Origin of the sequence: Leifsonia sp. 22587, assembly GCF_052044215.1 — a bacterium.
Lineage (GTDB): Bacteria > Actinomycetota > Actinomycetes > Actinomycetales > Microbacteriaceae > Leifsonia > Leifsonia shinshuensis_C.
The window spans coordinates 689,401-705,836 of sequence record NZ_JBQENB010000003.1 but is presented as its reverse complement, the minus strand read 5'-3'; the positions used below and the strand labels follow the sequence as shown (position 1 = coordinate 705,836).

The window sequence follows — 16,436 nt, the reverse complement described above, 5'->3', positions numbered from 1 at the left end:
GCGCCGCGTGGGTGCGCAACAAGGTGCACCTCGGCGACATGGGGTGATCGCGTTCACCGGTCGTTAGCCGCGCGGCCCTACGCTGTGTGCATGACCACGGAACTCCCGGGGGGCGGCAGGGGCGACGACGCCCTGGTGACGACCACGAGCCCGCTCTTCGCCGACAGTGCGACCGATCGCCGCATCCCCCGCCGCTGGGTGGTGTCGTGGGCGCTCTGGGACTGGGGCGGCGCCGCGTTCAATGCCGTCATCACGACGTTCGTGTTCACCGTCTACCTGACGAGCAGCCTGTTCGTCGACCCGGCCGTCGTCAGCGCGAAGAACGCCGAGTCCGGAACGTCCGGCCCGGCGCACACCGCCTACGACGCCGCGGTCGCCGTGCTGTCGAGCGGACTCGCGTGGGGAGTCGGGATCGCGGGAATCGTCGTCGCGCTCATCGCGCCGGTGCTGGGCCAGCGCACCGACGGCTCCGGCCGTCGCAAGCTGTGGCTCGGCGTCAACACCGGGGTCGTGGTGCTCGTCACGGCGCTGATGTTCTTCGTCGTGGGACAGCCGTCCTACTTCCTGCTCGGCGTCGTCCTCGTCGCCATCGGGACGATCTTCTACGAGATCGCCACCGTCAACTACAACGCGATGCTCGTGCAGGTCTCGACGCCGAAGACGGTGGGACGCGTCAGCGGCTTCGGCTGGGGCGCCGGCTACCTGGGCGGCATCGTCCTGCTGCTCATCGTGTACTTCGGGATGGTCGTCGGCGACGGCGGGCTGCTGCACGTCCCGACCGAGAACGGCCTGAACATCCGCATCATCGCGCTGATCGCGGCGGCGTGGACGCTCGTGTTCTCACTCCCCGTGCTGTTCACGGTGCCGGAGATCGCCCCGAACGCCCGCACGCCGCGCGTCGGCTTCTTCGCGTCGTACACGGTGCTGGTGCGCGACATCGGCCGGCTGTGGAAGGAGAGCCGGAACACCGTCCTCTTCCTCATCGCGTCGGCGCTGTTCCGCGACGGCCTGGTCGGCGTGTTCACGTTCGGCGGCATCCTGGCCCAGGGGACGTTCGGCTTCACCAGCGGCCAGGTCATCATCTTCGCGATCGCGGCGAACGTCGTCGCGGGCGTCAGCACGCTGCTCTCCGGCCGGCTGGACGACCGCTTCGGCCCGAAGGCCGTCATCGTCACCTCGCTCGTCGGCCTGATCGTCGCCGGACTCGCGGTCTTCTTCACGCACGACCTCGGCGCCGCGGCCTTCTGGGTCGGCGGCCTGGTGCTGTGCCTGTTCGTCGGGCCGGCCCAGTCGGCCAGCCGCACGTTCCTGGCCCGCGTGACGCCGGCCGGCCGCGAGGGCGAGGTGTTCGGTCTCTACGCGACGACCGGTCGCGCGGTGTCGTTCCTCGCGCCGACGCTGTTCGCGATCTTCGTCGCGGTGGGCGGGGCCCAGTTCTGGGGCATCCTGGCGATCGTGCTGGTGCTCGCGATCGGACTCGCGCTGCTGCTCCCCGTGCGCGCCCCGCGCCGCGCCTGACCCGCGCGCCGCGCGCCGCGCTCCGCGCGCAGCCTCGGCGACGAGTGGTGAGTGGATGCTCGAATCCCGCGCGGATTCGAGCGTCTAGTCTCCGCTCGACGGCTCCTCGGGCGGGGTGGGGCGCGGCCAGGCGCGCACGAAGCGGTCGAAGAGCTCCGCGAAGGTGCGCGCCTCCTCCGGCGTGAAGGCGGCGAGCGCCGTCTCGACCGAGGAGCGGCGGTGGGTGCGCAGCTCCTCGAGCAGCGCCCGACCGGAGGTGGTGAGCTGGATGAGCGCGCGGCGCGCGTCCGACGGGTCCGGGATGCGGCGCACCAGCCCCCGCTCGACGCCCTCCTGCACGAGGCGGCTCGCGCGCGGCTGGTCCACCCCGATCGCAGCGGCGATGCCGGAGACCGAGAGGCTGCGGCCCTCCGCATCCGCCGCCTCGAGCGCCTCGAGCATGCGCACGCGGGCGATCCGCCCGAGCGATCCGTCGCGCCCGCCCCGCCGGCCGGGGCCGGGACGCGCGGAGTCACCGAACGGCATGCCGCCGAAAGGTGCGCCGCCGGACTGACCGGGGAAGGGTGCGCCGCCGAACGGCGGTCCCCAGTGGCCGCCGTGATGTCCGTGGCCGTGCCCGTGGGGCGCGCCCTCCGCCCACGGCGGACGGCGCCGCGACTGGTCGCGGCGGACCGCGAGCAGCGCGTGCTCGATCATCGCGACGATGTCCGCTTGCGGCGGAATCCCGGAATCTTCTTGACCTTCACCGCTCATGCATGTAACTATACATTCACTTGTAACAGTACATGTAATTGGAAGGAGAGCCCCGATGACGAACATCGACGACTCCACACAGACGCCGCCCGGATACTGGTTCGGCGAGATCGAAGGCCTGCTGCACGAGCGGATGCGCGACGCGCTGGCCGACCTGGGACTGCGCCGCGGAAGCTGGCGCATCCTGCACACCCTCGCGGAGGGACCGGCGACGGCCGAGCAGCTCGCAGAGCGCCTGCCGCACGGCGGCCCGCACGGTGACCGCGCGTGCCGCGACGGACGCGGCGGCCCCGACGGCCGGGACTCGCGGCCGCAGCATGACGAGCGCCGCGGGTACGGGTTCCGCCCGGGATGGCGCGGCCAGGAGCCGCGCGACGAGCGCGACGTCGCCGCCGGCGACACGCGCCGGGACGGCTACCGCGGCGAGGGCGACGGGCACCGGCACGGCGTCGACCAGCCGCATCCGGACCACCACGAGGGCGACCCCCAAGGGTCGAACCGCCACGACCGCGACCACGACCACGACCACGACCACGAGCGCGATCACGAGCGCGGCCACCGCCACGGCGGACACCATCACCCCCACGGCTTCGAGGAGGCGGTCGAGCGCGGCTACCTGCGCGGCTTCGACCGCGGCTTCACCCTCGGAACGCTGCGTGCCGGACAGCCGGCCGGCCCCTTCGGGCCGCACCCGTACGGCGGTTTCCCCGTCGGGGCACACGGCGGTTTCGCCGGCGCCCACGGGTTCCCCGGGGCATACGGCGGCCCGGCCGGCCCCGCGGGCTACGGCTACGTCTACGCCTACGGCCCGTTCGGTCCTCGACGCCCCGGCCGTCCCTTCGACCGCCGCTTCGGCGGGTTCGATCGCGACCGTCGCCGCGGGCACCGCATCCAGCGCGTGCTGTCCGACTTCGTCGAGCGCGGCTGGGTCTGGTTCGACGGCGACAGCGCCACGCTGACCGACGAGGGCCGCGCGGCCCACGACCGCGCCTTCGAGCGCGTGGCGACGGTGCGGGCGGAACTGGCCAACGGCATCACCGAGGCCGATTACGCGACCACCATGGCGACGCTGGAGCGGATGGCGCGCAACCTGGGCTGGCGCCCGGCGCGCAGCCAGAACCCGGGCACCGGCGAGGCCGTCTCCCCCGACGACGCTCCCGGCTCCGCCCCGGACGGCGCCGCCTAGTATGGACGCATGACGCCACCCCGCGAAGAGGTCGTTCTGCTCGCCGAGGATGGCACCCCCATCGGCACCGCGGACAAGGCGACGGTGCACACGACGGACACGCCGTTGCACCTCGCCTTCTCGTGCCACCTCTTCGACGGGGAGGGCCGCATCCTGGTCACCCGCCGCGCGCTGAGCAAGGCGACGTGGCCCGGGGTGTGGACCAACTCGTTCTGCGGCCACCCCGGCCCGGGCGAGGCGATCGAGGACGCCGTTCGGCGCCGCGCGGCCGACGAGCTCGGCGCGACGATCGACAACCTGGAGCCGGTGCTGCCGGACTTCCGCTACCGCGCCGTGGATGCGGCGGGCATCGTCGAGTACGAGGTGTGTCCGGTCTACACGGCGACCGTCGTCGGCGACCTCCGCCCGTCCGCCTCCGAGGTGGCCGAGTGGGAGTGGGTCGACCCGCGCTCGCTTCTGGGCGCCGTCGAGCTGACCCCGTGGGCGTTCAGCCCGTGGCTCACACTGCAGCTGCCGGCTCTCTACGCCGACGACAGCCTCGAAGCTTCGGGTCAGCTGTGAGTCCCGCTCACTATTTTCCACCTGTGTAATTGACTGTGGATAACTCTTCCGGGCGTATACCCGGAGGCGAATGCGTCGCGGCTCGTCAGGTCGCCCAGACGCGGTCCACCGAGAGCGTGGGGACGAACGCGTGCCCCGGGTCCCGTTCGTCCGGCCATTCGGGGAAGTCGAACACCGCCAGCATCAGCTGAAGCGGGTAGCGCGGGGGCGCATCCAGCATCCGGACCACCCGGCCGTCGACCCGGAACGTGGCCTCGTCGCCGTCCCAGTGCGCCTCGTAGGCGTGCGGCTCGGTGACGTCGATGGGCAGCGGGATGCGCTCGAAGTCCTCCGCCAGCCGAGGGTCGCGGAACGCGTGGAAGCCCATCCCGACGAGCGCCTGCTCCGGCTCGACGTCGCGGCCGAACACCTCCATGACGCAGATCTCGCCGCTGCGCTCCGGTTCGTCCTCGAAGCCGACGAGCCACAGCGACGCCATCGACCGCGGGCTGAGGTAGAGGGATGCGCGCATCCCCACGGTCCCGTGCTCCACCAGGCAGCCGCGGAACTCCTCCTGCTGCTCCCGCACGGTGAGCCCCGGCCGGAACGGCTGCTGACCGACGGTCGAGCCGACCGGTCCGGAGAAGCTGCCGGTCTGCAGCCCCGAGACGCGCAGGGGCGGAGTGTGCTCGCCCGGGCACCAGAGCCCCTGGTCGGGCGGAATGCTCAGCTCGAGGTGGGAGTCGTGGATGAGGTAGGTCGCCCGCGTCTCGGCGAGCGAACTCCACGCCGGCAGGTAGTGCGGCAGCCAGACGCTGCGGTCGAGCCGGGGGTCGTCGAAGTCGTCGAACACCGCGCTCCCCTCATCCGGTGCGGACGGCGTCGATGTGCTGCTCCAGCCACCAGGTGCGGCCCTCGTCGTCGGAGACCCAGCCGTCCCACTCGAACGAGTCGTCGGTGATGTTGGAGAAGTTCCAGCGGATGGGCCGGCCGTCGGTCTGCGTGCCGTCCTGCCGGATCCCGTCGCGGCGGTAGGGCGTGGCCACCAGGGTGCAGAAGTCACCCGCGGCGGCGCCGAACCAGCTCACCCGCCAGGCTCCGAGCGTGGAGTCGTACACGCGCACGGTCGACCCGCGGCCCTGGACGCCCTCGGGGTCGTCCTCGTCGCGGATGACGAGCACATCCTGCACCGCACGGCCGCCCAGCGTGTAGGCGAAGATCCACTCGTTGCCGTACTCGCGCCAGACTCCGGTCGCCTCGTCGAGCTGCCGCACCTCCGCGCGCCAGCTGCCGACCAAACGGCCGAAGAGCTGCATCCGCTGCGGGTTGTGCTCCATCGGACCCGAGCTGATCAGGGCCCGTGCGAACGCGGCGTCGGTGGTCTCGCTCATGGTGCGCAACTCCCTTCGGCCCGCGGTCGGGCCTGGCGGCTCGGATCAGGCGGGGCGGCCCGCCTCGGTGGTGGAGACGTCGGTGCGGTGGAAGTTCAGGTACGAGCGCGACGCCGTCGGCCCGCGCTGCCCCTGGTACCGGGAGGCGTACTCGGCCGAGCCGTAGGGGCGCTCGGCGGCGGACGACAGCCGGAAGAAGCACATCTGGCCGATCTTCATGCCCGGCCACAGCTTGATCGGGAGCGTCGCGACGTTGCTGAGCTCCAGCGTAACGTGGCCTGAGAAGCCCGGGTCGATGAACCCGGCGGTGGAGTGCGTGAGCAGCCCCAGCCGGCCGAGCGAGCTCTTGCCTTCGAGCCGCGCCGCGACGTCGTCGGGCAGGCTGACCAGCTCGAACGTCGAGCCGAGCACGAACTCGCCGGGGTGGAGGATGAACGGCTGGTCCGCATCCACCTCGACGAACCGGGTCAGCTCGGGCTGGTCGACTGCCGGATCGATGAACGGGTACTTGTGGTTGTCGAACAGCCGGAAGAACCGGTCGAGGCGCACGTCGATGCTCGACGGCTGCACCATCTCCGGCTCGTAGGGCTCGAGGGCGATGCGCCCGGCGCCCAGCTCGGCCTTGATATCGCGATCGGAGAGAAGCACGGGGCCAGCCTACCGGGTGGGCTCGCGGCGGCGGTCGCTACCGGTTCCCGTCCGGGTCCATCGCCGCCAGGGCGATGTTGAGCTCCAGCACGTTGACGGTCGGCTCGCCGAGGTAGCCGAGGTCGCGCTGCTGCACGTGCTGCTCGACGAGAGCGCGGACCCGGTCGGCGCCGATCCCGCGGGCGCGGGCGACCGCATCCACCTGGAGCAGCGCGTAGGCCGGCGAGATGTGCGGGTCGAGGCCGGAGCCGGAGGCGGTCAGCGCGTCAGGCGGGATGCTGCCGGCGGTCGCGCCGTCCACCTTCTCGATGGCCGCCTTCCGCTGCTGGATCGCCGTGAGGAGGTCCGGGTTGTTCGGCCCGAGGTTGCTTCCGCTCGAGGCGCCGCCGTCGTAGCCGTCGCCGGCCGCGGACGGCCGCGACTGGAACCACTGCGGGAGGGCGTTCCCCTTCGCGTCGGTGAAGGACTGCCCGATGAGGCTGGACCCCACGACCGCGCCCTGGGAGCTGACGGTCGAGCCGTCCGCCTGGTGCGGGAGGGCGAGCCGGCCGATGCCGGTCACCGCGAGCGGGTAGGCGACGCCGAGCACGACGGTGAAGATGAGCAGTGCCCGGAGGGCGACCCAGTACTGGCGACCGGTGCCGCGTGCCGTTGCATTCATGAGAGTGGTTCCGTTCCGTTTCTTCAGAAGCCGGGGATGAGGCTGACCAGCAGGTCGATCAGCTTGATGCCGATGAAGGGGGCGATGATGCCGCCGAGCCCGTAGATCAGCAGGTTGCTGCGCAGCAGCGCGGAGGCCGAGGCCGCCCGGTAGCGCACTCCGCGGAGGGCCAGCGGGATGAGGACGACGATGATGATCGCGTTGAAGACGACCGCGGACAGGATCGCCGAGGACGGCGAGTGCAGCTGCATGATGTTGAGCGCCTGGAGTCCGGGGAACACCCCCACGAACATCGCCGGGATGATCGCGAAGTACTTCGCGACGTCGTTCGCGATCGAGAAGGTCGTGAGCGCGCCACGGGTGATGAGCAACTGCTTGCCGATGCGGACGATGTCGATCAGCTTCGTCGGGTCGGAGTCGAGGTCGACCATGTTGCCGGCCTCCTTCGCGGCCGAGGTGCCGGTGTTCATCGCGACCCCGACATCCGCCTGGGCCAGCGCCGGTGCATCGTTCGTGCCGTCGCCGGTCATCGCGACCAGGCGGCCGCCCTGCTGCTCCTTCCGGATCAGCGCGAGCTTGTCCTCCGGCGTCGCCTCGGCGAGGAAGTCGTCGACCCCGGCCTCGGCCGCGATCGCCTTCGCCGTGACCGGGTTGTCGCCGGTGATCATCACCGTGCGGATGCCCATCCGGCGCATGTCGGCGAACCGCTCGGTCAGGCCGGTCTTGACGATGTCCTTGAGGTAGATGACGCCCAGGATGCGCGCCTCCCCCGTCGCCGACTTCGTCGCGACCGCGAGCGGCGTGCCGCCCGCCTCCGAGATGCGCAGCACCTTCGCGTCGAGGTCGGCGAGGACCGAGGACGGCACCGGTGACGACTCCTGCGCCCAGGCGACGACCATGGATGCGGCGCCCTTGCGCACCTGGGATCCGTCGGCGAAGTCGACGCCGCTCATCCGGGTCTGCGCCGTGAACGGCACCACCTCGCCGCCGACGGCGCCCTCGTGCACGAAGCCCAGTTCCGCGGCGAGCGCGACCACCGACGATCCTTCCGGCGTGGGATCGCTCAGCGAGGCGAGAGCCGCTGCTCTGACCAGCTGGGGCTGGTCTACGCCCTCCACCGCCGTGAACTCCGCCGCCTGCCGGTTGCCGTACGTGATGGTCCCGGTCTTGTCGAGCAGCAGCGTCGTGACGTCGCCCGCGGCTTCGACGGCACGGCCGGACATGGCGAGCACGTTGTGCTGCACCAGCCGGTCCATGCCGGCGATGCCGATCGCCGAGAGCAACGCGCCGATGGTGGTCGGGATGAGGCACACCAGGAGGGCGACGAGCACGGTCACGCTCGGGGCCGCATCCGCGTACCCGGCGGTCGGGCCGAGCACCAGGACGACCACGACGAAGACGATGGTGAGCGCCGCGAGGAGGATGTTGAGCGCGATCTCGTTCGGCGTCTTCTGCCGCGCCGCGCCCTCGACCAGCCGGATCATGCGGTCGACGAAGGTCTCGCCGGGCTTGCTCGTGATCCGCACGACGATGCGGTCGGACAGCACACGCGTGCCGCCGGTCACCGCGCTGCGGTCGCCGCCGGACTCGCGCACCACCGGCGCCGATTCGCCCGTGATCGCCGACTCGTCCACCGAGGCGATGCCCCAGACGATGTCGCCGTCGCCCGGGATCAGCTCACCGGCCGACACGATCACGACGTCGTCGAGGCGGAGGTCGGCCGACGGCACCTGTTCGACGGAGGCGTCGGTCGCCGCCGCATCCCGGGCCGCGTCGTAGCCCGTGACCCGGTTGGCGACCGTGGTCGTGCGCGTCTTCCGCAGGCTGGCCGCCTGCGCCTTGCCGCGTCCCTCGGCGACCGACTCGGCCAGGGTGGCGAAGAGCACGGTGAGCCACAGCCAGACGGCGATCGCCCAGGTGAAGGCGAGCGTCGTGACGGTCCCGCCGGAGGTCTGCCGGCCGAGGAACGGCTCCGCGATCGCCAGGACCGTCGTCAGCGCCGCGCCGACCTCGACGATGAACATGACCGGGTTGTGCCACAGGTCGCGCGGGTCGAGCTTGCGGAACGCTCCGGGCAGGCCGGCCCACAGCTGGCGGCCGGAGAACGCGCCGGTCGGCGCGGCGCCGCCGTGCGACGGGGTCTGACCGCGGCCCTCCGCGGTGTCGGTGAGAGTGGACATGATCAGTGAAGCCCTTCCGCCAGGGGACCCAGCGCGAGAACGGGGAAATAGGTGAGTGCTGCGACGACGACGACCACGCCGACCACGAAGGCGGCGAACAGGGGTCGATGCGTCGGGAGGGTGCCTGCGGTGGCCGGCACCCTGTCCTGAGCCGCCAGGGATCCGGCGAGCGCGAGGACGAACACGATCGGCACGAACCGCCCGAGGAACATGGCGGTGCCGAGCGCCGCGTTCAGCCACGGGGTGTTCGCGGTGAGTCCCGCGAACGCCGACCCGTTGTTGTTCGCCGCGGAGGTGAAGGCGTACAGCACCTCCGAGAAGCCGTGCTGGCCGGGGTTGAGGATCGAGACCTTCTCGAGCTCGTCCCGGACGGCGGGGATGGCGAAGCTGAGCCCGGTGCCGACCAGCACGAGCGTCGGCGTCATCAGGATGTACAGGCTCGCCAGCTTGATCTCGCGCGAGCCGATCTTCTTGCCGAGGTATTCGGGCGTGCGTCCCACCATGAGCCCGGCGAGGAACACCGAGATGATCGCGATGATCAGGATGCCGTAGAGGCCCGCGCCGATGCCGCCGGGGGCGACCTCGCCAGTCATCATGTTGAGCATCGTCATCATGCCGCCGAGCGGGGTGTAGCTGTCGTGCATCGCGTCGACGGCGCCGGTCGAGGTCAGGGTGCTGGTCGTCGAGAAGAAGGTCGACCCGAGGATGCCGAACCGCTGCTCCTTGCCCTCGAGCGCGGCACCCGCGGCCTGAGTGGCCGTTCCGCCGCCCTGCAGTTCGAACAGCGTGAGCGCGACCAGCGAGACGACGAAGATCGCGGACATCGCGCCGAGGATGGCGTAGCCCTGCCGGTTGTCGCCGACCATCCGGCCGAACGTGCGCGGCAGCGAGAACGGGATCAGGAGCATCAGGAAGATCTCGACCAGGTTCGTCCAGGCGGTCGGGTTCTCGAACGGGTGCGCCGAATTGGCGTTGAAGAAGCCGCCGCCGTTGTTGCCCAGGAGCTTGATAGCCTCCTGAGACGCCACCGGTCCGCCGGGGATGGTCGCCGTGCCGCCGGTGAGGGTGCTCACGTGCGTGAACCCGGCGAAGTTCTGGATGGCGCCGCCGGCGATCAGGACGATCGCGAACACCACGGACAGCGGCAGCAGGATGCGCAGCACGGCGCGCGTCGCATCCACCCAGAAGTTGCCGATCGTGCCCGAGCGGTGCGCGGCGAACCCGCGGACCAGCGTGATCGCGACGGCGAGACCGACCGCGGCGGAGAGGAAGTTCTGCACCGCGAGTCCCGCGAGCTGCACGGTGTAGCCGACGGTCACCTCCGGCGAGTACGACTGCCAGTTGGTGTTGGTCACGAAGGAGATCGCCGTGTTGAACGAGAGCCCCTCCGGCACCGCGGGCAGTCCGAGCGAGTACGGCAGCACGGCCTGCGCGCGCTGGAGCGCGTAGACGAGCAGCACACCGAGGATCGAGAAGGCGAGCACGCTGCGCAGGTAGACCGGCCAGCTCTGCCCGACGCGCGAGTCCACGCCGATGAGCCGGTAGAACCCGCGCTCGATCGTCAGGTCTCTGCGGGTCGTGAAGGTCGCGGCCATGTAGTCGCCGAGGGGGCGGTAGGCGAGGCCGAGCAGAAGGATGAGCGTGGCGAGGGAGGCCACGAAGAGCCAAGCGGTAGTCGTCGTATCCGGCATCGCTAGAACTTCTCCGGCTTCAGCAGGGCGTACACGAGGTAGGCGATCGACGCGACGGCCAGTGCCGCCGCGAGCAGGTCGAAGAAGATCACAGCTTCTCCACCCCTCGACCGATGAGGGCGACGATCGCGCCGAGCGCGACGATCCCCACAACGCAGATGAGATCCAACATGGGAGCAATGCAAGTCCGCGACGGGACGCGGACGACGGGTCCTAACGGGATCCATACGGCCTTCGCGCGAGTCCTAACGGTTTCCCTCCGCCGCGCGCCGGGCCGCGCTCCGAATCCGGACCGGCCAGACCGCGGCGGACGACCTACACTGGGCCCCGTCGGCAGGAGTCACCATGAGCACCGTGCACCGCATCCCTCAGGCGGACATCCCCGCCGGGTCGTTCGTGATGGGCGACCGCACGGGCGACGGCCGGTACGCGGACGGCGAGACGCCGCTGCACATTGTCGAGCTGGCCGGGTTCTCGATCGACGTGCACTCGGTGACCAACGACGACTTCGCGGCGTTCGTGGACGCGACCGGGTACCGGACCGAGTCCGAGGTGTTCGGCTACTCGGCGGTGTTCCACCTGGCCTTCGCGGGCGACGACGCGGACGTGCTCGGCCGGCCGCCGCAGACCCCCTGGTGGCTGGGCGTCGCCGGAGCCGACTGGCGTCACCCCGGCGGCCGCGGCTCCGACCTCGACGGGCTCGGCGACCATCCGGTCGTCCAGGTCAGCTGGAACGACGCGCAAGCGTACTGCCGCTGGGCCGGCCGCCGGCTCCCGACCGAAGCGGAGTGGGAGTACGCCTCCCGTGGGGGGCTCGACGGCGCCCGGTACCCGTGGGGCGACGAGCTGCTGAGCGACGGCGAGTGGAACTGCAACGTGTGGCAGGGCGTGTTCCCGGTGAGCAACGACCTGTCCGACGGGTTCCTCACCACCGCCCCGGCCGTCCACTTCGCGCCCAACGGGTACGGCCTCTACCAGACCGTCGGCAACGTCTGGGAGTGGTGCCAGGACTGGTACTCGGCGGTGTACTACGGGAACGCCGCCGCCGTCGGGCCGACCGGCCCGGAGGGCGGCACGCAACGCGTCCTGCGCGGCGGGTCGTTCCTCTGCCACGACTCCTACTGCAACCGTTACCGCAACTCGGCGCGGTCGCAGAACACGCCCGACTCCGCCATGGCCAACGCCGGGTTCCGGACCGTGGTCTCCGCCGCGGCCTCGACGATCGACCTCCCGGCGGCGGAGGCGGCGTCGGAGATGCACGACTGCTGCGCCCCCGGCCGGGCCGCGTTCGTCACTGCCGAGCCATAGCGATCCGGAACCGCTCCTCGGGGTCGATGAAGTGGTCCGCGTCGTCGACGCCGACATCCAGCTGCACCCAGTGGATCCTCCCGGTGAAACGGCTGGTCGCCGGCTCGTAGTCGGCGGTCACGGCTGTCCCCGATTCGAAGCCGATGTCGGTGGTCTCGTCGGCGGAGAAGATCATGGGCTGGGTGGCGCCGACCCGGCCCGACCCGACCTCGTCACCGTCGTAGTACAGCGTGACGTCCCCTCCCTTGGCGAGGCCGCCGCCGTCGTAGGCGAACTCCATCCGCACCTGGTGCCGCCCCTGCTCGAGCGCTTTCGACGCGACGATCCGGAACTCGTGGATGCCGAGGACGTTGTAGACGAACGTGGCGAGCCCGTCCTTGACGTAGACGCTCCACCCGCCGAAACGGCCGCCCTGCGCGATGACGACCCCGTTCGCGCCGCCGTCGGGCACGTCGAGCTCCGCGGTCACGGAGAACGACTTGTTCTTGATGCTCAGGACGCTGTTCTCCGACAGCCGTCCCATCCCGGGGAAGAGGAGCTGCGTGTTCCCGTGGATCAGCGAGGGCCGGCCCGCCAGCTCGGGGTTGAGACGTTCGGCGCCGCGGTCGTCGATGGGCAGGACGTTGTACTTCACGGCCTCGATCAGCCACAGCCGTTGCAGCTCGTGGAGCCGGTGCGGGTCCTCGGTCGACAGGTCGTGCGCCTGGCTGTAGTCGACGCTGCCGTCGTACAGCTCCCAGACGTCGTCGTCGAACGCGCGCAGTGCTCCGCCGACCAGCTCCCAGGGGGTGCGGTGTTTGGTGACCGCGCTCCAGCCCTTGTGGTAGATGCCGCGGTTGCCGAACATCTCGAAGTACTGCAGGGTGTGGCGCTCCGGGGCGGCGGGCTCGTTGAAGGAGTACAGCATGCTGGTTCCCTCGATGGGGGACTGCTGAACGCCGTTGACCATGGTGGGTTCGGGAAGGCCTGCGGCTTCCAGGATGGTCGGGGCGACGTCGATGACGTGGGTGAACTGCGAGCGCAGCCCGCCCTTGTCGGTGATGCCGTTGGGCCAGTGGATGATGGTGCCGTTGCGGGTGCCGCCCCAGTGGGAGGCGACCTGCTTGGTCCACTGGAAGGGCGCATCCATCGCCCACGCCCAGCCGACCGCGTAGTGGTTGTAGGAGCTGGGGCTGCCCAGCTCGCCGATCTTGGAGGTGAGGAACTCCGGGGTCTCCAGCGCTGCCATCCCGTTGAAGTTGGCCATCTCGTTGAATGCGCCGTTGAGGGTGCCCTCGGCGGAGGCGCCGTTGTCGCCGATGATGTAGTAGATGATCGTGTCCTCGAGGATGCCGAGGTCTTCGATCGTGTCGATGATGCGGCCGATGTGGTGGTCGGTGTGCTCCATGAAGCCCGCGTAGACCTCCATCTCGCGCTCCAGCACGGGCTTCAGCTCGGCGGGCATGTCATCCCACGCCGGGATCTCCGCATGCCGGGGAGTGAGTTGCGCGTCGGCGGGGATGACCCCCAGCTCCTTCTGCCGGGCGAAGGTCTTCTCCCGCTGCACATCCCACCCGTCGGCGAACGCACCCGCGTACTTGTCCGCCCACTCCTGCGGCACATGGTGCGGGGCGTGGGTGGCGCCGGGCGCGAAGTAGACGAAGAACGGCTTGTCCGGCATCAACGCCTTCTGCGTCCGGATCCACGTCACCGCGTGATCGGCCAGGTCCTCCGTCAGGTGGTACCCCTGCTCCGGTGTCGCGGGCGGCTCGACCGGTGTGGTGCCGTCGTACAGCGACGGGTCCCACTGGTTGTTCTCCCCGCCGATGAACCCGTAGAACGTCTCGAACCCGCCGCCTACCGACGGCCACGCGTCGAACGGGCCCATGGGCGAGGACTGCCACACCGGCACCTCGTGGCACTTGCCGAACTGCGCCGTCGAGTACCCGTTCAGCTTCAACGTCATCGCCAGCGGCGCCTTCGTGTTCGGCCGCAACGAACTGTTCCCCGGCGCCGAGGTGGCCGTCTCGGTGATGCTGCCCATCCCCACCGAATGATGGTTCCGGCCACTGAGCAGCGCCGCCCGCGTCGGAGCGCACAACGCCGTCGTATGGAACCGGTTGTACGTCAACCCGCCCGCCGCGAGCTTCTCCGCGTTCGGCGTGCGGCACGGCCCCCCGAACACGCTCGAGGAGCCGAACCCCGCATCATCCACCAGGATCACCAGCACGTTCGGCGCACCCGACGGCGGCCGCAACGGCTCGATCGGCGGATACGACGTCTCCGGATCCTTCGCGTCATACGTCGTCAGACCCGGCAACGGCCGATCCGGGATGGGCAGCATGGTGCGCGCGTGGCGGTCGGGATTCATGACGTCCTCGCGATCAGAACCGGCGTCGACGGCCGGGCGTGACGGCGGCCGCGACGACCGCGGTCTTCGCGACCGGGGCGGGGCCGGGGCTCGCGACCACCTTGGTGACCACCGCGGCTTTCGCGACCGGGTGACCGACCACCCCTACTCGTCCTACTCGTGCAGCTCGCATCTCACACGTCTCCTTCACGTTCGAGTTCTTCGTCCTCTTCCCATTCCGCTTCCGCCTCGAGAGCGTCCACGATGGACTGGCTGTGGATGCGGCCGTCGGCGATGAGGCGCCCGCCGGCCCGCCGGGCCGCTGCCGCGAACGGGCCCGCCCAGACGTTCTCGTACACGATGACGCCCGCCACGCTGCCGGGCTCCATAGCGGCCGCGAGGTCGGCCACATCCTGTTCGGCGAGGAAGTCGGCGAGGTCGGCGGTCAGTTCGCGGAGCGGGCCGACGTCGTCGACCTCGGACAGCTCCAGCGCGTCCACGGACCCGTCCGCGTCCTTGATGAGGATCATCGCATCGACGAGCCGTATCGTCCCGGCCTCCACCAGGTTCGCGAGCTCTTCGAGCACCTCCCCCGAGAAGTTCTGCTGCCCCTCCGGGAACTCGATGATGATGAAGTCCACCGGCGCAGCATTCTCTGTCGTCTCATCGGTCACGCTGACCTCCTTCGCCTCGGCGTCGACAGGCAGCGGTTCTGCGAGTCCTCGCTCCTCGGAAACTAACCCGCGCCCCTCGGCGCGGTCGTCACCCGATTCGGGTGAGTGCAACTGTCTCGCCGAGGGGCGGCGGGAGGTGCGACACTGGGCATCCCGCGGAGGGGGTGATCACATGGGCGTCAGCCGTCCGCTTCTGACGCCCGCGATCGAGCCGGCGGGCGAGTCCGAGCGCCGGGCGGACACCGAGCGCCTGGCCTCGGTGGCGTTGATCTCCGGCGGACGGGCCCACTTCCTCGCGGGGAACATCGGCGAGGCCCGCGACCGGCTGCGCCGCGGACTGGCCCGCGAGGGCGCGCGCGAGCCGCTGTCACGGATCCGCGCGCTCGGGGCGCTCGCGCTCCTCGACGCCTGGGTCGGCGAGACCACCCGGGCCACCGAGCTCACCGGGCAGGCGCGCGCAGAGGCGCAGGTCAGCGGCGCCCTCACCCACCCGGCGACGGCGGACGCGCACCTGGCCGACGCGCTGGTCGCCGTCTCCCGCGGGGACCCGAGCGTTGCGGAGCGCGAGCTGCGGGCCGCCGCTCTCCGGGCGACCGTCGACGACCGCTCACAGACCGCGTGGATCGCGTACGCGATCGGGCGCGAACTCGGCAGCGTGATGGATGAGGAACCCACCGCTCCCCTGCCCTCCGGCTCGCCGCCCCCGATCGTCGTGGAGGCGCTGGTCGCATCCCGGGCGCGGAGGGCGAGGCGGAACGGCGACCCGGCCGCGGCTCTCGCGGTGCTCGCGGACCGCTCGCCGGCGGCGAGCGCGGTGCTCTTCGAGCGCGGCGTTGCGTGCGTCGCCCTCGGCCGATCGGCGCACGCGAGGGAGGCGCTCCGTCTGCACTCGGGCTTGCCGGACTCCGGGGAGCCGCTGCACCGCATCCGGAGCCTCGTGCTGGCCACATCGCTCTCGGCCATGCGCGGGCGCACCCCGCGGACCGACGACCTGCTCGTTCAGGCGCTGCGCATCGCGGACGAATACGGCCTGGTCTCGGTGTTCCTGGATGCGGGCCCCGACACCACGTCGCGCATCCTGGGACTCGGGCTGCCCTCGCTGCCGCCGGTGGCGACGCAGGTGATCCGCTGCGCCTCGACGGCCGCACAGGCCGCGGACGGCGCCGGCCTGGCGGAGCCGCTCACCGACCGGGAGCGCGAACTCCTCGTCCTCCTCCCGACCGGTTTCACCAACACGCAGCTCGCGGACCGCTACTTCGTGTCCGTCAACACCATCAAGAGCCACATGGCGCACCTCTACCGCAAGCTCGAGGTCTCCACCCGCAGCGGCGCCATCGAGCGCGCGACGCTGCTCGGCCTCATCCGGCCCTGGTCGGACGGGGGGACATCGGCGGCGGACGGCGGGTTTGGCCCGGGGCGACGGACCGGGTAGTCTGGGCCACAGCCTCACATCCCAGTGAATCACTGGGATCCCGGGCCGCGCGAGTGTAGTTCAATGGTAGAACCTCAGCTTCCCAAGCTGATAGCGCGGGTTCGATTCCCGTCACTCGCTCCACG

General features: G+C 70.8%; 16 protein-coding genes and 1 tRNA gene. 6 read left to right on the top strand and 11 right to left on the bottom strand.

Features of this window, described 5'->3' with window-relative positions; translation table 11 throughout:
- The first annotated feature begins 90 nt into the window (after positions 1-90).
- A complete protein-coding gene (locus ACTJI1_RS15585; protein ID WP_440743362.1) occupies positions 91-1,518 on the top strand; it encodes an MFS transporter in 1,428 nt (475 codons plus the stop codon).
- Between the two features lie 84 nt (positions 1,519-1,602).
- On the opposite strand, the gene ACTJI1_RS15580 is transcribed toward ACTJI1_RS15585, so the two are convergent.
- A complete protein-coding gene (locus tag ACTJI1_RS15580; RefSeq protein WP_440743361.1) occupies positions 1,603-2,271 on the bottom strand; it encodes a MarR family winged helix-turn-helix transcriptional regulator in 669 nt (222 codons plus the stop codon).
- Between the two features lie 55 nt (positions 2,272-2,326).
- Between ACTJI1_RS15580 and ACTJI1_RS15575 the strand changes: the two genes are divergently transcribed.
- Positions 2,327-3,457 carry a hypothetical protein gene (locus ACTJI1_RS15575; protein ID WP_440743360.1) on the top strand — a complete coding sequence of 377 codons (1,131 nt, stop codon included), beginning with the start codon at positions 2,327-2,329 and terminating at the stop codon, positions 3,455-3,457.
- Positions 3,458-3,466: 9 nt separating this feature from the next.
- Entirely contained in the window at positions 3,467-4,018 is a 552-nt protein-coding gene (idi, locus tag ACTJI1_RS15570) for an isopentenyl-diphosphate Delta-isomerase (RefSeq protein ID WP_310131901.1), read from the top strand.
- 85 nt (positions 4,019-4,103) lie between these two features.
- On the opposite strand, the gene ACTJI1_RS15565 is transcribed toward idi, so the two are convergent.
- Genes ACTJI1_RS15565 through kdpF form a run of 7 tightly spaced genes read right to left on the bottom strand, consistent with a single transcriptional unit; the run spans position 4,104 to position 10,660 of the window.
- Positions 4,104-4,850 carry a glycoside hydrolase family 16 protein gene (locus tag ACTJI1_RS15565; RefSeq protein ID WP_440743359.1) on the bottom strand — a complete coding sequence of 249 codons (747 nt, stop codon included), beginning with the start codon at positions 4,848-4,850 and terminating at the stop codon, positions 4,104-4,106.
- A gap of 10 nt (positions 4,851-4,860) precedes the next feature.
- Entirely contained in the window at positions 4,861-5,388 is a 528-nt protein-coding gene (locus ACTJI1_RS15560; protein WP_440743358.1) for a hypothetical protein, read from the bottom strand.
- 45 nt (positions 5,389-5,433) lie between these two features.
- Positions 5,434-6,036: a dCTP deaminase gene (dcd, locus tag ACTJI1_RS15555; protein WP_310131905.1), complete on the bottom strand. Its 603-nt coding sequence runs from the start codon at positions 6,034-6,036 to the stop codon at positions 5,434-5,436.
- Between the two features lie 37 nt (positions 6,037-6,073).
- Positions 6,074-6,697 (bottom strand): K(+)-transporting ATPase subunit C, encoded by a 624-nt coding sequence (gene kdpC / locus ACTJI1_RS15550; RefSeq protein ID WP_440743357.1) that lies wholly within the window; start codon positions 6,695-6,697, stop codon positions 6,074-6,076.
- A gap of 23 nt (positions 6,698-6,720) precedes the next feature.
- Complete coding sequence (gene kdpB, locus ACTJI1_RS15545; protein WP_440743356.1) at positions 6,721-8,877, bottom strand: potassium-transporting ATPase subunit KdpB; 2,157 nt, start codon at positions 8,875-8,877, stop codon at positions 6,721-6,723.
- A 2-nt stretch (positions 8,878-8,879) separates the two neighbouring features.
- Positions 8,880-10,568: a potassium-transporting ATPase subunit KdpA gene (gene kdpA / locus ACTJI1_RS15540; protein ID WP_440743355.1), complete on the bottom strand. Its 1,689-nt coding sequence runs from the start codon at positions 10,566-10,568 to the stop codon at positions 8,880-8,882.
- 2 nt (positions 10,569-10,570) lie between these two features.
- Positions 10,571-10,660 carry a K(+)-transporting ATPase subunit F gene (gene kdpF, locus ACTJI1_RS15535; protein WP_440743354.1) on the bottom strand — a complete coding sequence of 30 codons (90 nt, stop codon included), beginning with the start codon at positions 10,658-10,660 and terminating at the stop codon, positions 10,571-10,573.
- Positions 10,661-10,913: 253 nt separating this feature from the next.
- Here kdpF and ACTJI1_RS15530 point away from each other — a divergent pair, with 253 nt between their 5' ends.
- Positions 10,914-11,876, top strand: coding sequence for a formylglycine-generating enzyme family protein (locus ACTJI1_RS15530; RefSeq protein WP_440743353.1), 963 nt, complete (start codon positions 10,914-10,916; stop codon positions 11,874-11,876).
- Here ACTJI1_RS15530 and ACTJI1_RS15525 read toward each other — a convergent pair.
- Genes ACTJI1_RS15525 through ACTJI1_RS15515 form a run of 3 tightly spaced genes read right to left on the bottom strand, consistent with a single transcriptional unit; the run spans position 11,860 to position 14,879 of the window.
- The gene (locus tag ACTJI1_RS15525) at positions 11,860-14,226 is read right to left on the bottom strand and encodes an arylsulfatase (protein WP_440743352.1); all 2,367 of its coding nucleotides are present in this window, start codon (positions 14,224-14,226) and stop codon (positions 11,860-11,862) included. The genes ACTJI1_RS15530 and ACTJI1_RS15525 overlap by 17 nt on opposite strands.
- Positions 14,227-14,239: 13 nt before the next feature.
- Complete coding sequence (locus ACTJI1_RS15520) at positions 14,240-14,368, bottom strand: hypothetical protein (RefSeq protein WP_310131918.1); 129 nt, start codon at positions 14,366-14,368, stop codon at positions 14,240-14,242.
- A gap of 31 nt (positions 14,369-14,399) precedes the next feature.
- Entirely contained in the window at positions 14,400-14,879 is a 480-nt protein-coding gene (locus ACTJI1_RS15515; RefSeq protein ID WP_310131919.1) for a DUF6325 family protein, read from the bottom strand.
- 172 nt (positions 14,880-15,051) lie between these two features.
- Here ACTJI1_RS15515 and ACTJI1_RS15510 point away from each other — a divergent pair, with 172 nt between their 5' ends.
- Positions 15,052-16,311 (top strand): LuxR C-terminal-related transcriptional regulator, encoded by a 1,260-nt coding sequence (locus tag ACTJI1_RS15510; RefSeq protein ID WP_440743351.1) that lies wholly within the window; start codon positions 15,052-15,054, stop codon positions 16,309-16,311.
- 49 nt (positions 16,312-16,360) lie between these two features.
- A tRNA-Gly gene (locus ACTJI1_RS15505) sits at positions 16,361-16,434 on the top strand.
- The last annotated feature ends 2 nt before the right edge of the window (positions 16,435-16,436 follow it).

Coding starts and splice junctions, on each gene's coding strand:
- ACTJI1_RS15580 (WP_440743361.1), bottom strand. CDS start 2,271: ATGAGCGGTGAAGGTCAAGAAGATTCCGGGATTCCGCCGCAAGCGGAC.
- ACTJI1_RS15525 (WP_440743352.1), bottom strand. CDS start 14,226: ATGAATCCCGACCGCCACGCGCGCACCATGCTGCCCATCCCGGATCGG.
- kdpC (WP_440743357.1), bottom strand. CDS start 6,697: ATGAATGCAACGGCACGCGGCACCGGTCGCCAGTACTGGGTCGCCCTC.
- ACTJI1_RS15510 (WP_440743351.1), top strand. CDS start 15,052: ATGGGCGTCAGCCGTCCGCTTCTGACGCCCGCGATCGAGCCGGCGGGC.
- idi (WP_310131901.1), top strand. CDS start 3,467: ATGACGCCACCCCGCGAAGAGGTCGTTCTGCTCGCCGAGGATGGCACC.
- kdpB (WP_440743356.1), bottom strand. CDS start 8,877: ATGTCCACTCTCACCGACACCGCGGAGGGCCGCGGTCAGACCCCGTCG.
- ACTJI1_RS15575 (WP_440743360.1), top strand. CDS start 2,327: ATGACGAACATCGACGACTCCACACAGACGCCGCCCGGATACTGGTTC.
- ACTJI1_RS15585 (WP_440743362.1), top strand. CDS start 91: ATGACCACGGAACTCCCGGGGGGCGGCAGGGGCGACGACGCCCTGGTG.
- ACTJI1_RS15560 (WP_440743358.1), bottom strand. CDS start 5,388: ATGAGCGAGACCACCGACGCCGCGTTCGCACGGGCCCTGATCAGCTCG.
- kdpA (WP_440743355.1), bottom strand. CDS start 10,568: ATGCCGGATACGACGACTACCGCTTGGCTCTTCGTGGCCTCCCTCGCC.
- ACTJI1_RS15530 (WP_440743353.1), top strand. CDS start 10,914: ATGAGCACCGTGCACCGCATCCCTCAGGCGGACATCCCCGCCGGGTCG.